The sequence below is a fragment of the Micromonospora sp. WMMC250 genome (assembly GCF_027460215.1).
In the GTDB taxonomy this organism is placed as follows: Bacteria; Actinomycetota; Actinomycetes; order Mycobacteriales; family Micromonosporaceae; genus Micromonospora; species Micromonospora taraxaci.
Genome location: NZ_JAPZBJ010000002.1, coordinates 4,830,767 through 4,844,179, shown reverse-complemented (window position 1 = coordinate 4,844,179; position 13,413 = coordinate 4,830,767). Strand labels below are relative to the sequence as shown.

The following is a 13,413-nucleotide window of genomic DNA, read 5'->3' as shown; positions in this document are numbered from 1 at the left end:
AGATGCCAGCGATCGTGCTCCTTGGCGCTCAGTGGGGCGACGAGGGCAAGGGCAAGGTTACCGACCTGCTGGGTGAGCGGGTCGACTACGTCGTGCGCTACTCCGGCGGCAACAACGCCGGTCACACCGTGATCACCCCGGACGGCCAGAAGTACGCACTGCACCTGATGCCCTCCGGAGCGCTCTCACCGAACGCGATGATCGTCATCGGCAACGGTGTGGTGGTCGACCCGAAGGTGCTGCTCGCCGAGATCGACGGCCTGGCCGAGCGCGGCGTCGACGTGTCCCGGTTGCGGATCTCCGGCGACGCGCACCTGATCATGCCGCACCACCGGGCCCTGGACCGGGTGATCGAGCGGTACCTCGGTTCGTCCCGGATCGGCACCACCGGCCGGGGCATCGGCCCCGCGTACGGCGACAAGGTCGCCCGGATCGGCATCCGGCTGCAGGATCTGCTCGACCCGGGCATCCTGCGCAAGAAGCTGGAACTCGCCCTGCGCGAGAAGAACCAGATCCTGTTCAAGGTCTACAACCGCAAGGCGATCGACCTTGAGGCGACCGTCGAGGAGTACCTGGAGTACGCGGAGCGGCTCAAGCCGTACATCGCGGAGACCCGGGCAATGCTCTGGAACGCCCTGGACCAGGGCGAGACGGTGCTGCTGGAGGGCGCGCAGGCCACCATGCTCGACATGGACCACGGCACGTACCCCTTCGTGACCTCGTCCAACCCGACCGCCGGTGGTGCCTGCGTGGGCGCCGGCATCCCGCCCACCGCGATCAGCAAGGTCATCGCGGTGAGCAAGGCGTACACGACCCGGGTCGGCGCGGGGCCGTTCCCGACCGAGCTGTTCGACGCCAACGGTGACCACCTGCGCAAGGTCGGCGCCGAGTACGGCACGACCACCGGACGGGAACGTCGGTGTGGGTGGTTCGACGCGGTCGTCGCCCGGTACGCCTGCCGCCTCAACGGTGTGACCGACCTGGTCATCACCAAGCTGGACGTGCTCACCGGCATGCCCAAGGTGCCGATCTGCGTCGGCTACGAGATCAACGGCGTGCGGGTCGACGACATGCCAATGAGCCAGACGGACTTCCATCACGCCAAGCCGGTCTACGAGGAACTCGACGGCTGGTGGGAGGACATCACCAAGGCGAGAACCGCCGAGGACCTCCCGGAGAACGCCCGCCGCTACATCGCGCGGATCGAAGAACTCTGCAACGCCCGGGTGAGCGTCGTAGGAGTAGGCCCAGGCCGAGACGAAAACGTCCAATACCACCCCCTCCTCCCCTAACCCCCGGGCCGGCCCGGCTTTTCCCGGTTGATCAAGAGGTTTGCGTCAGAATCCGGCCTGGATCTGACGCAAAACTCTTGATCACCGGGGCGAAGGGCGGAGTTATCCACAGGGCTCCGTGGGTTGTCCACAGGGGCTTTGGTGGGATGGGGTGGGTCGGCAGGGTGTTGGTGTGGGAGCACACCAACTTCTTCGTGACGTCGCGGCCGGGCAGGACGGGATGGTCACCCTGGCTCAGGCGTTGCGCGCCGGCCTGACCCGGGATGAGGTCCGACAGCTCTGCCGGTCCGGCAGGTGGCAGCGGCTTCTGCGCGGATGCTTCGTGCCGGCCGCGGAGTTGGGTGATTCGACGCGACGACGGGCGCGGATTCGCGCTGCGGTCGTCAGCCTTGGTCCAGGCGCCTTCGTTGTTCTGGACACCGCGTTGGAGCTGCACGGCATCGCGGGCCTTCGGCGGACTGCGCAAGTCCACGTCTCGGTACCGGCGGATCGACCGAGGCATCAGCGCGTCCCGGTGCCGTGGCTGACCGTGCATCAGATGACTGTCGACCCCGGTGACATCACGGAGGTTGCGGGCATTCGTGTCACGGCTCCGCTCCGCACTGTCTCTGACGTCGTACTCCTGGTCGATCGCTACCCGGCGGTCTCGGTCCTTGACTCGGCGTTGAATCGACGCCGCATCACCCCATCTCAACTGAGTGTTATCCCGAGCCTCGTCCGAGGGCGGCGGGGCGCGGTCGCGGCACGGGCTTACCTCGCTGAGGCCGACGGTCGAGCGCAGTCCCCGCTGGAGACCCGAAGCCGGCTGCGGTGCGTGGACGGTCGGGTGCCACCGGACGCGCTGCAGTTGGAGGTACGCGACGACGACGGCTATCTGCTCGGGATTGGCGACCTGGGCTGGCGCGGCCCGAGGGTCATCGCGGAGGCGGACGGCCGAGACGCCCATGGCACCCCGGAGGCCGCCTTCGCCGACCGCCGCCGACAGAATCGCCTGGTCAACGCCGGCTGGACCATCCTGCGCTTCACTTGGCAGGACACCCTGCACCCGGATTACATCCCGGAAACGGTCCGTCAGGCCATCGCAGCCGCCCAGCGCAGGTAACCACCCCTCAGCGAAGGTGATCAAGACGTTTGCGTCAGGATCCCGCCCTGATTTGACGCAAACCTCTTGATCAACGGGGCTAGGTCGTGGGGGCAGTAGGATGCCGGCGTGCGCGTTCTTTTGGTGGGTGGTGGCGGGCGGGAGCATGCGCTTGCGCTCGGGCTGGTGGCGGATTCGGGCGTCTCGGCGCTGATTGCCGCGCCGGGTAATCCGGGTATCGCTTCTCTCGCTGAGCTGCGGGCGGTGACTCCGACAGATCCTGCGGCGGTGGCGGCGCTGGCCGTGGAGACCGCGGCCGACCTGGTGGTGATCGGGCCGGAGGCGCCGCTGGTCGCCGGGGTCGCCGACGCGGTACGTGCCAAGGGCATCCCGGTGTTCGGCCCGTCCGGCGCGGCCGCCCAACTGGAGGGCTCGAAGGCGTTCGCCAAGGACGTGATGACCGCCGCCGGCGTACCGACCGCCAGGGCGTACGTCTGCACTGACGACGAGAGCACCGCGCGGGCGCTGGACGAGTTCGGTGCCCCGTACGTGGTGAAGGACGACGGGCTCGCCGCCGGCAAGGGCGTGGTGGTGACCGACGACCGGGCGGCAGCGCTGGCGCACGCCCGCGAGTGCGGACGGGTCGTTGTCGAGGAGTTCCTCGACGGCCCGGAGGTCAGCCTCTTCGTGGTCACCGACGGTGAGGCGGCGTTGCCGCTGCTGCCGGCTCAGGACTTCAAGCGACTGGGCGACGGCGACACCGGGCCGAACACCGGCGGCATGGGGGCGTACGCGCCGCTGGCCTGGGCTCCGTCCGGCCTGGTCGACGACGTGATGCGCGACGTGGTCCACCCGACGCTCGCGGAGATGCGTCGCCGGGGCACGCCGTTCGCCGGCCTGCTCTACGTGGGGCTCGCGATCACGGCGGCGGGCCCTCGGGTCATCGAGTTCAACGCGCGCTTCGGCGACCCGGAGACCCAGGTGGTGCTGGCGCTGCTGGAGACCCCGCTGGCCGGGCTGCTGCACGCCGCTGCCACCGGCACGCTGGCCGAGCACCCGCCGCTGCGGTGGCGCGACGGCAGCGCCGTGACAGTGGTGCTCGCTTCCGAGGGCTACCCGGCGGCACCGCGTACCGGCGACGTGATCACCGGCGCGGAGGCGCCGGGCATCATCCACGCCGGCACCGCCCGCCGGACCGACGACGGTGCCCTGGTCTCCGCGGGCGGCCGGGTCCTCTGTGGTACGGCCACCGGCCCCGACCTGGCCGCCGCTCGGGATGCCGCGTACGCGCTGGTGGACGGGGTGGGCCTGCCCGGTTCGCAGCACCGCACGGACATCGCGGCCACCGCGATCGAGGGGCGGATCACCATCCCCGGCGGGACGGTTCAGCCGTAGTAGCGGCGTAGTTCGCGGGCGAGCACCTTGCCGGTGGCGTTGCGGGGCAGGTACTTGACGTAGATCACGTCCCGGGGCACCGAGAAGCGTGCCAGGTAGTGCCGGACGTACTCGCGTACGGCCTCGGGGTCGAGCGTCTCGCCGGGATGGAGGGCGAGGAACGCGGAGAGGCGCTGGCCGTACTCGGGGTCGGGCACGCCGATCACGGCCACCTCGCGGACCTGGGGCAGTTGGGCGAGCAGATCCTCCACCTCGGAGGGAAAGACGTTCTCCCCACCGGAGACGATCATGTCGTCGGCCCGGCCGTCGACGAAGAGCAGTCCGTCGGCGTTGAGTCGGCCGAGGTCGCCGGTGTCGAGCAGACCGTCGCGGGTTTCCCGGCTGGCACCGGAGGTGTACCCCTCGAAGAGCATCTCGTTGCCGACGAAGATCCGCCCGACCCGTCCGTCCGGCACGGGGCGGCCGTCGTCGTCGAGCAGCTCCAGCCGGGTGCCGTGTGGGGGACGCCCGGCGGTGGTGGGTGCCTGGCGCAGGTCCTGCGGGCCGGCGATGGACGCCCAGGAGACCTCGGTGGAGCCGTACAGGTTGTAGAGGACGTCGCCGTAGGCGTCCATGAACTTCGGAGCGAGCCCGCCGGGCAGGGCCGAGCCGCTGACCGCGACGACGGTGAGCGAGGGGCGTGGGTCGGGCGGGGGCACCTCCATCAGCCGTTGCAGCATCACGGGTACGGCGAACAACGCGTCGCACCGGTTCGCGGTCAGGGCGGCGAGCGTGGCGGCCGGGTCGAAGCGGCGGTGCAGCACGATGGTGGCCCGCAGGGCGAGGCACACCTGGAGGGCGGCGAATCCCCAGGTGTGGAAGATCGGTGCGGCGATCATCACCCGGTCCCGGGCGTGCAGGGGGATCCGGTCGATGATGGACACCAGCGGGCCGAAGCCGCTTGGTGTGGGCCGGCGGGCACCCTTGGGCGTGCCGGTGGTGCCGGAGGTGAGCACGATGATCCGGCCGTCGCGCTCCGGCGGGTGCAGGTCACCGGGCAGTGCCCCGGCGACCAGTTCCTCGCGGGCGCGTTCGTCGAGCCGGTGCAGTTCGGCGGGAAGTCCGAGGACCCGGTCGGCGAACTCGTCGTCGTGCACCAACAGCCGCAGTCGCTGCTCCTCGGCGACGGTGCCCAGTTGGGCTGCGGAGAGCCCGGTGTTGACCAGCACCGCGTCGACGCCGAGCAGGGTGGCGGCGACGATCGTCTCGATCAGTCCGTGGTGGTTGCGGCAGAGCACGCCGATCCGGTCGCCCGTCTGCACACCGAGACCGGCCCGCATGGACCGGGCCATCCGTTCGGCCCGGTCGAGCAGGTCGTGGTAGGTCAGCTCGACGCCGTCCTCGTCGATCAGCGCAGTTCGGCCGGGGTCCCGGGCAGCGGCCTGACGCAACTCGCCCGCCAGGCTCCATCCCCAGGTGCGCAGGGCGTTGAGCTGCGAGGCGACCCGGATCGGACTGCCCGGGGTGAGCAGTCCGCGACGGGTCAGCGTGGCGACGACGAACGGCAGGTCCATGCCGCAGACCTCCTAGGGGTGGTACGCGGACGGGCGGTGCGGCTCCCCGTCCATCAGGGCTTCTCTCCTTGATCATGCACCGGGCGTGGCTGAGGGCCCAGTCGGCGGCGGCACGGGGTGACGAAGACGGCACGGTTGGTGGGATGGCCGAGTCGGTCTCAGCGGATCTGCATCCCGGAGATCGCCCGGGAGATGACCAGTCGTTGGATCTCGGAGGTGCCCTCGAAGATGGTGTAGATCTTGGCGTCCCGGTACCAGCGTTCGACCGGGTGGTCGCGCAGGAAGCCGGCCCCGCCGAGCAACTGCACTGCTTTCTCGGTGACCGACACCGCCACCTCGCCGGCCTTGAGCTTGGACATCGAGCCCTCGCCCGCGGTGAACGGGCGGTTGTTGCGCCCCATCCACGAGGCCCGCCAGACCAGCAGCCGTGCCGCGTCGATCTCCATCCGCATGTCGGCCAGGGTGAACGCGACCGCCTGGTTCTCGATGATGGGCCGTCCGAACTGGACCCGGTCCTTCGCGTAGTCCAGGGAGTACTCGTAGGCGGCCCGCGCCACGCCGAGCGCCTGCGCGCCCACTGTGGGTCGGGACAGCTCGAAGGTCCGCATGGCCGCCTGACCGGTGGCGCGTTGACCGCTGCGGGCACGGTCGAGGCGTTCCAGCAGGGCGTCCCGTCCGCCGAGCAGGCAGCGACCGGGCACGCGTACCCCGTCGAGGAAGACGTCGGCGGTGTGCGACGCGCGGAGGCCGAGTTTGCGCAGCTTGCGGGTGGCGGCCAGGCCGGGGGTGCCGGGCGGTACGACGAACGCCGCCTGACCGCGGGAGCCGAGCGTGGGGTCGACCGAGGCGGTGACCACGTGCACGCCGGCGATCCCGCCGTTGGTGGCGTACGCCTTCTGGCCGGTCAACACCCACTCGTCGGTGGCCTCGTCGTAGACGGCGCGGGTGCGCATCGCGCCGACGTCGGAGCCGGCCTCCGGCTCGGTGGTGCAGAACGCCGCGACGGCCGGTGAGTCGGCGTCGCCGAAGCACTGCGGCACCCACTCGACCATCTGGTCCGGGGTGCCGGCGCCGTAGATGGCGGCGACGGCGAGCGAGGTGCCGAAGATGGAGAGGCCGATGCCGGCGTCACCCCAGAAGAGTTCCTCGCTGGCGATCGGCAGGGAGAGGCCGGTCGGGTCGGCCCAGCAGGTCGCGAGGAACTCGAAGCCGTAGAGGCCGACCTTGGCGGCTTCCTGGATCACCGGCCACGGGGTGTCCTCGCGTTCGTCCCACTCGGCCGCGGCCGGGCGCACGACCTCGGCGGCGAAGCCGTGCACCCAGTCGCGTAGATCCCGCTGTTCCTCGGTCAGGTCGAGCGAGAACTCAGCCATGTCAGGCCTTGGGGATGTCGAACAGGTTGGCGATGTTGGCGGCGAGGCCGAGGTCGCCCTTCGCCTTCAGCTTGCCGGTCATGAACATCATCACCGGGTTGGCGCCACCGGAGACGATCTTCAGGAACTCGACCGGGCCCATGGTCAGGCTCAGCTTCGGGTCGTGCTGCGGGGTCTCGTTCACCACGCACGTGCCGTCGGCGATGACCACCTCGTAGGTGTCGCTGCCGCCGTCCGGGCGGCCGGTGATGACCCAGTGGATGACCGCGTTGGTGGCGCCGGCCCGGTCCGCGCGGAACAGCGACGGCATCCGGTTGAACACCTCACCGAGGATCTTGCCGCGCAGGTCACCGGACATCACCTGGGCGATCTTGTCGTCCGGGGTGGACTTGACCAGCTGGGCGAACTCCTTGGGGCCGACGTTGGCGAAGGTGGCCGGGTCGAAGTCAGTCATCAGGTGCGCCTTCCGGAAGATTTGGCTACTCGCGCGTAACCCTACGCACGAGTAGGTATGCTCGCAAGGTGTCCACCCCTCCCGCCTTCAAGCGCCTGCCACGCGCCGTCCGCGAGCAGCAGATGCTCGACGCGGCCGTGAAGGTCTTCTCCCGGCGCGGCTTCCACGCCGCCAGCATGGACGAGATCGCGGAGGACGCCGGCATCTCCAAACCCATGGTGTACGCGTACCTCGGCACCAAGGAGGAACTCTTCGTCGCCTGCCTGCACCGGGAGGGCACCCGGATGATGCAGGCCATCGCCGGTGCGGCGGCTCCCGACCTGCCGGCCGACGAGCGACTCTGGCGTGGGCTGCGGGCCTTCTTCGGTTTCGTCGGCGCACACCGCGACGGCTGGGCGGTGCTCTACCGGCAGGCCCGGGGCGAGCAGCCGTTCGCCGGTGAGCTGGCCACCATGCGCGCCCGGTTGGTCGAGGTGGTCGCCGGGATGCTCGACCACGCGCTCCGCGCCGAGGGTCGCGAGATCGCGCCCACCGACCTGGAGGTCGTCGCGTACGCCCTGGTCGGCGCGACCGAGTCGCTGGCCGACTGGCTCGCGGACCACCCGGAGGCCGACCCGGAGAAGACGGCCACCCGGATGATGAACGTGGCCTGGCTGGGTGCGGCCCAACTCCTGCACGGGGTGACCTGGCGTCCGCCGACGCACTGACTTCCCGGCGTCAGCGCACCTTGGTCCGGCCCACCGGCTCGGGCGCGGGTGCCGGCCGTGCGGATCGGCGACGGTTGCCGAGCCAGCGGACCACCTCGACGACCACCGTCACCGTCAGGGCGAGGCCCAGACCGAGCAGCAGACCGCGGAGCGGGTCCTGCTCGAACGCCAGCCCGCCGATGTAGCCGACCAACGCCGAGTAGAGCCCCCACGAGCCGGCGGCCAGCGCGTCGAAGGCCAGGAACCGACGCCGGGGAAAGTGCACCGCACCCATGGTGAGGGTGACAGCGGTCCGACCGCCCGGCACGTAGCGGGCCACGGTGAGGATCAGGCCACCGCGCGTCTCGATCCCCCGGCGGGCCCAGTCGGTCGCCCTCCGGCGTCGGCCGTCGGGCGGCAGCCGATCGAGCAGTCGCGCGCCACCACTTCGACCGATGGCGTACGAGACGTGGTCGCCGACGAGTGCTCCGGCGGCGGCCACCACTATGACCGCGGGCAGGTAGGGCGCGCCCGAGGCGGCGAACACCCCGGCCGTGATCACCGCCGTCTCGCTCGGCACCACCGGAAAGAAGCCGTCGAGCACCGCGATGGTGAAGATCGCCAAATACACCCAGGGCGAGGACATCGTGTCGTGCAGCAGGTCCAACAGATCCATGATCCTGATGCTGGTGCGCGCGGCGGTGCCCGCCATCGGCCAGTGGTCAGGTGGGCGGCACTACTTAGGTAGTGACCGGCCCGGATGGCAGATAGGGGTCTTCCCCCACCACACCCCGGTCTGAGCGCGCGGGACGGCCGGGTTCGCCAGTGGAGCCCTACGCTCGCTGCGTGGCCTCCAGCAGCTCCGCTCCTCGGCGGTTCGTCCACCGCTACGGGGTGCTGCTGCTCGCTGTCGTGGTCGCCGCCGCCGTCTGGGCCAGCGCGACAGGTGACATCGGTGTCCGCTCGCCGCTGCCGGGTGCGGCAGTGCTGGTGCTCGCGGTGTTCTCGGGTTGGGCCGCCAGCACGATCCGGACCCGCCGCTGGCCCGTGTTCCTGGCTGCGGCGCTGGGCTGGCTGGTCCTCGCCGCCGCGGCGGCCGGGGTGGTCGCCTCGTACCAGGCGGGTCTGCGGCTGCGGGGCCGGCGACTCGCCATCTACCTCGTCGGGGCTGCCGTGGTGCTCGCCGGTGGGGTCGTGGTCGGGGTGCAGGTGGGCGGCGTACGCCGGATCACCACCGCCACCACCGGCAATGTGCTGCTGCTCGCCGCCTGCCTGGTCGGACTTCCGTTGGTCGTCGGCCTGTGGGTGCGGGCGCGCCGGGACACACTCGCCGCTCTGCGGGACCGGGCCGAACGGTTGGAACGCGAGCGGGAGGCGCACGCCGACCGGGTCCGCGCCGAGGAGCGGACCAGGATCGCCCGGGAGATGCACGACGTGGTGGCACACCGGGTCTCGTTGATGGTGGTGCACGCCGGTGCCCTGGAGGTGACCGCCGCCGACCCGGCAACCGTCGAGGCCGCCGCGCTGATCCGGACGACCGGCCGGCAGGCGCTCACCGACCTGCGCGAGGTGCTGGGTGTGCTGCGACAGGCCGAGGCGGCAGTGGTGCCGGAGCGAGGGCTCGACGCGTTGGACGAGCTGATCGGGGAGTCCCGCACCGCAGGTCTCCGGGTGTCCCGGCAGGACGAGGGCGAGCCGACGGCACTACCGGCGACGATGGGCCGGACCGCGTACCGGGTGGTTCGCGAGGCGTTGACGAACGTGCGCAAACACGCGGCCGACGCCGAGACGGTCGTTCGCCTGCGCTACCTGCCCGACGGGCTGGAGGTGCTGGTCCGCAACGGTCCGTCCGAGAGTGGGTCGGCACTGCCCGGCGCCGGGCAGGGGTTGCTCGGGCTGCGCGAGCGGGTGGAGCTGCTCGGCGGTCGGCTGGAGGCGATGCCGGCGGACGGCGGTTTCCTGGTCCGGGCCCTGATCCCGGTGGAGGGCGCGGCGTGATCCGGGTGCTGGTGGTCGACGACGAGCAGCTCGTCCGCGCCGGGCTGCGGCTGATCCTGGAGGCGTCCGAGGACGTCACAGTCGTCGGCGAGGCGGCGGACGGCGCCGGCGCGCTGGAGCAGACCCACCGGTTACGCCCCGACGTGGTGCTGCTCGACGTGCGGATGCCGGAAGTCGACGGGCTGACCGTCGCGCCGGAGGTGATCGCCGCCGGCGCGAAGGTGATCATGCTGACCACCTTCGACCTCGACGAGTACGTGCACCGGGCGCTACGTGCCGGCGCTGTCGGGTTCCTGCTCAAGGACACTCCGCCCCGTGAGTTGGCCGCCGCCGTCCGGACGGTGGCGGCCGGGCACGCGATGCTCGCCCCGACCGTGACCCGGCGGCTGATCAGCTCGTTCGCCGACCGTGGCCCGGCCCGGCGAGATGCGGCTCGCCAGCGGCTCGCACCGCTCACCACGCGAGAGTTGGAGATCGTGCGGGAGGTGGCGCGCGGGCACGGCAACGCGGAGATCGCCCGGCGGTTGACGATGAGCGAGGCCACCGTGAAGGCGCACGTCAGCCGGGCGCTGGCGAAGCTGCACGCGGGCAACCGGGTGCAGTTGGCGATCCTGGTGCACGACGCCGACCTGCTGTGACGCCCCCCGGCGATCGCAACCGGAAGGCCGGCAACTGAAGACCGCGTCAGCGGCGGGAGGCGGCGTGCCGGTGGGCCCGGCGGCGAAGCCAGCGGATCCCCTCCAGACCGAACGTGATGACCAGCGAGACGCCCACTCCGACCAGTACGCCCTTCACGGGATCGCGCTCGAAGGCCAACCCGCCGAAGTAACCGAGCAGCCCGCAGTACAGCGCCCAGGTGACCGCAGCGATGCTGTCGTACAGCAGGAATGCCCGGCGGGGATAGCGCACCGCGCCCATGGTGAGGGTGACCGCCGTTCGACCGCCCGGCACGTACCGGCTGGTGGTCAGGATGATTCCGCCGCGCCGGTCCACGGCCCGGCGGGCCCAGTCGGAGCCGGCCCGCCGCCGGCTGCCGTCCGGCAGGCGGGCCAGCCGGTGCGCGCCGCCGCCCCGACCGATCGAGTAGGAGATGTGGTCGCCGACCAGCGCGCCGACGGCGGCACTGACGATCACCAGGGTCAGGCTGGGGTGACCACTGCTGGCGGACAGGACCCCTGCGGTGATCACCGCGGCCTCGCCCGGCACCGCCGGGAAGAACGCGTCGATCGCGGTGAGTCCGAAGATCAACAGGTACACCCACGGCGATGTGACCGTCCCACGAAGGAGGTCGAGCAGGGCGTCCATGCCCCCATGCTTGCCGGGTGGGGGCCGCCCGGTGGTCGAGTCGGCAGAAGACGCCTCAGCCGGCGCCGATCAGCGCCGGTGGGGTGAGCAGCGGACCGAGCGCGTTCTTGTCGTCGGCGGTGGGACCGTGCGAGGTCAGCACCACCGGCGTGCCCAGCTCCGCTCCGACCGCCTCCGTCCAGTCCGTCGGCGGGTCGTCGTAGACCGGGCGGGAACGCAGCAGACGGGCGGTGAGCGCGGCCTGCCGGTCCAGGTCACCTGGCGGGCCGGGGGTGAGGTGGTCGGTGGTGTCGTAGCGCCGGCAGAACCGCAGGTCAGGGCCGGCCAGGTCGAGGTGGGTCAACGCCAGGCCGTCGACCCCGCCGGCCGCCGCGAGGGCGTACCGGTGGGCGACGGCGTCGAAGTGGCCGAAGCGGAACCGGCCCTGCCACGGGTTCGTCGGGTTGTGCGGATCGGCCAGTGGCAGAGTCGGGTCCTCGGTCACCAGCGGGCCGGCCCCGTGCCGGGTGGTGACCACCCGCAGCACCCCGACCCGGGTCACGTCGCCGGGCAGGCCGGCCTCGGCGAGCAGACTCTCGGCGTTGGCGAACGTGGTGGTGCTCCACGTCGTATACGGGTGGAAGCCGTGCCACTCGTCCAGCAGCACCCCCTGCGCGCCCTCGAAGACGCAGGTCCCGGAGCGCAGCGCACCGGCGAGCCAGTTCCGGTCGACGATCGCGACCCGCCCGGCGAACCCGGTGTACGCGGGCAGGCAGTCCTCGACCGGGGGCGCGTCCAGCGGGCCGAGTTCGGCGGTCAACCGGTCCCGCAGGGCGGTCAGCCGGCGGCGCAGCAGCGCTGGGCTGTGGCAGTCGGCGACCCGGGGCGCGTCGTCCGGGTGGGCGAGACCGTACGCGACGGCCTCGCCCACCCCCAGCCCGCAGGAGCCGTGCCGGTCGGCTCCCCGGGCGATCTCCCGGGCCCGGTTGGCGGCCCGGTGGTACGGGGTGGCGAGCAGCGCCTCCCCGTCGACTGTCAGTCGGTCGAGCGCGTCGTGCACCCCCACCGTGGCGAGATGGTCGGCCTCGGCGGCCAGGGCCAGCGGGTCCACCACCACGTGCCGCGACAGGTGCGTACCGACCCCGCTGTGGAACGTGCCGGCGCCGAACTGCGCGAACGTGTGGTGCCGCCCGTCGCGCAGCACGACGTTGTGTGCCGCCTGCGCGCCCCCGTTGAAGCGGACCACCGTGTGCACGGGGCGGGTGGCGCAGAGCCAGTCCACCACCGTGCCCTTGCCGGCGTCGCCGTAGCCGAGGTCGACCACCGCCACGTGCCTCACAGCCGGGTCACCCCGCCCGCGGTGTCGCGGAACGCCGGAAGCGTCGACACGTCGGCCCGCCGTCCCCGGCCGAGACGGGCCAGCGCCTTCGACACGGTGCCGGTTGCGCCGGAGCCGGCGCGGTCCAGGTCACGCAACCCTTCGTCCAGGTCGATGGCCTGTTCACCGAGGCCGATGGTGAGCGCGATGGTCTCGCACACCGCGTCCAGGTCGTCGAGCACGACGGCGTTCTGCCCGAGCAGGTCGCGCCAGAAGTCCAGCACCGTGGCGTTGCCGGCGTAGTGGCTGCCGGCGGGGAGCAGGTAGTAGGTGTCCCATCGGCCTGTCACCTCGTCCACGATCTGCCGCAGCGGCACGTCCTCGGCCACGTCGTCGCCGATCAGGCGGGCCACCTCCCGGGCCTTCACCTGCTTGTACGCCAGCTCGTCGCCGATGATGAACAGGTAACCGCGCCGGCCGCGCTTCTCCCAGCTGTCGGTCACGGTGTGCCGGGCCATGAAGTACATGGCCAGCTCGTACGACTCGCTCATCTGACCGCCGCCACCGCCTTCGAGGACGATCCGGCCGAGGTCGTCGTCCATCCGGTTGTCCGACTCGAACTGCCCAACCTGCAACGGCACCCGGTCGCAGGTGGCGTCGCCGATCGCGCCGAACATGATCTGCGGGTCGCTGGCGTAGCCCTGCCGTTGCAGCAGCCCGAGCAACTGCGGCAGCTTGGTCTGCAGGACGCGCGGCACGTTGCGCATCGAGCCGGTCACGTCGAAGAGCACCGCGACCGGCGTCGAGCGGGGGTGCTCGTCGGAGTCGCGGCTCTCGCGGGTCGCGTCGCGGGGGTCGAGCGCGGGGTGCACGGTGCGCGCCCCGCTGTCGCTGTAGGAGAAGGCGCTCTTACCGGTGGACCGGCGGTAGCGGTCGGCGGCGTCGTACACGTCGGTGGACCAGATCCCACTGCCCATGA

The 13,413-nt window shown here is 71.5% G+C and carries 13 protein-coding genes and 1 pseudogene; 7 read left to right on the top strand and 7 right to left on the bottom strand.

Annotated elements, in window-relative coordinates; translation table 11 throughout:
• The first annotated feature begins 2 nt into the window (after positions 1-2).
• The 4 genes and pseudogenes from O3438_RS21760 (at position 3) to purD (ending at position 3,768) form a co-directional block, all read left to right on the top strand.
• On the top strand, positions 3-1,292 hold the full coding sequence (locus O3438_RS21760; RefSeq protein ID WP_269681655.1) for an adenylosuccinate synthase: 1,290 nt from the start codon (positions 3-5) through the stop codon (positions 1,290-1,292).
• A gap of 220 nt (positions 1,293-1,512) precedes the next feature.
• Positions 1,513-1,557, top strand: a pseudogene (locus O3438_RS34200) (hypothetical protein); the annotation flags it as partial.
• Positions 1,558-2,106: 549 nt separating this feature from the next.
• On the top strand, positions 2,107-2,394 hold the full coding sequence (locus O3438_RS21750) for a DUF559 domain-containing protein (protein WP_269681653.1): 288 nt from the start codon (positions 2,107-2,109) through the stop codon (positions 2,392-2,394).
• 108 nt (positions 2,395-2,502) lie between these two features.
• Positions 2,503-3,768, top strand: a complete 1,266-nt coding sequence (gene purD / locus O3438_RS21745; RefSeq protein ID WP_269681652.1) for a phosphoribosylamine--glycine ligase — start codon at positions 2,503-2,505, stop codon at positions 3,766-3,768.
• Here the strand turns inward: purD and O3438_RS21740 are convergent.
• The 3 genes from O3438_RS21740 to O3438_RS21730 all read right to left on the bottom strand — a co-directional run bounded on the left by O3438_RS21740 (position 3,759) and on the right by O3438_RS21730 (position 7,148).
• On the bottom strand, positions 3,759-5,321 hold the full coding sequence (locus tag O3438_RS21740; protein ID WP_269681651.1) for an AMP-binding protein: 1,563 nt from the start codon (positions 5,319-5,321) through the stop codon (positions 3,759-3,761). The two genes, purD and O3438_RS21740, sit on opposite strands and share 10 nt — an antisense overlap.
• Before the next feature lie 158 nt (positions 5,322-5,479).
• On the bottom strand, positions 5,480-6,694 hold the full coding sequence (locus O3438_RS21735) for an acyl-CoA dehydrogenase family protein (protein WP_269681650.1): 1,215 nt from the start codon (positions 6,692-6,694) through the stop codon (positions 5,480-5,482).
• A gap of 1 nt (position 6,695) precedes the next feature.
• Positions 6,696-7,148, bottom strand: a complete 453-nt coding sequence (locus tag O3438_RS21730; protein WP_269681649.1) for an SCP2 sterol-binding domain-containing protein — start codon at positions 7,146-7,148, stop codon at positions 6,696-6,698.
• A 68-nt stretch (positions 7,149-7,216) separates the two neighbouring features.
• Between O3438_RS21730 and O3438_RS21725 the strand changes: the two genes are divergently transcribed.
• Positions 7,217-7,855, top strand: a complete 639-nt coding sequence (locus O3438_RS21725) for a TetR/AcrR family transcriptional regulator (RefSeq protein ID WP_269681648.1) — start codon at positions 7,217-7,219, stop codon at positions 7,853-7,855.
• A gap of 10 nt (positions 7,856-7,865) precedes the next feature.
• Here the strand turns inward: O3438_RS21725 and O3438_RS21720 are convergent, their stop codons facing one another.
• A complete protein-coding gene (locus O3438_RS21720) occupies positions 7,866-8,513 on the bottom strand; it encodes a DedA family protein (protein ID WP_269683715.1) in 648 nt (215 codons plus the stop codon).
• Positions 8,514-8,680: 167 nt separating this feature from the next.
• Here O3438_RS21720 and O3438_RS21715 point away from each other — a divergent pair, with 167 nt between their 5' ends.
• Together O3438_RS21715 and O3438_RS21710 are read left to right on the top strand one after the other, a co-directional pair.
• Positions 8,681-9,832, top strand: coding sequence for a sensor histidine kinase (locus O3438_RS21715; RefSeq protein ID WP_269681647.1), 1,152 nt, complete (start codon positions 8,681-8,683; stop codon positions 9,830-9,832).
• Positions 9,829-10,470 carry a response regulator gene (locus O3438_RS21710; RefSeq protein WP_269681646.1) on the top strand — a complete coding sequence of 214 codons (642 nt, stop codon included), beginning with the start codon at positions 9,829-9,831 and terminating at the stop codon, positions 10,468-10,470. Before O3438_RS21715 ends, O3438_RS21710 begins: the two co-directional genes overlap by 4 nt.
• 46 nt (positions 10,471-10,516) lie before the next feature.
• Here O3438_RS21710 and O3438_RS21705 read toward each other — a convergent pair whose 3' ends face one another.
• From O3438_RS21705 to O3438_RS21695, 3 genes are read right to left on the bottom strand one after another with little or no spacing between them, the layout of a single operon-like run.
• Positions 10,517-11,137 carry a DedA family protein gene (locus O3438_RS21705; RefSeq protein ID WP_269681645.1) on the bottom strand — a complete coding sequence of 207 codons (621 nt, stop codon included), beginning with the start codon at positions 11,135-11,137 and terminating at the stop codon, positions 10,517-10,519.
• Positions 11,138-11,192: 55 nt separating this feature from the next.
• Positions 11,193-12,455: an adenylosuccinate synthetase gene (locus tag O3438_RS21700; protein WP_269681644.1), complete on the bottom strand. Its 1,263-nt coding sequence runs from the start codon at positions 12,453-12,455 to the stop codon at positions 11,193-11,195.
• Complete coding sequence (locus O3438_RS21695) at positions 12,452-13,411, bottom strand: hypothetical protein (protein WP_269681643.1); 960 nt, start codon at positions 13,409-13,411, stop codon at positions 12,452-12,454. Before O3438_RS21695 ends, O3438_RS21700 begins: the two co-directional genes overlap by 4 nt.
• Positions 13,412-13,413 lie beyond the last annotated feature (2 nt).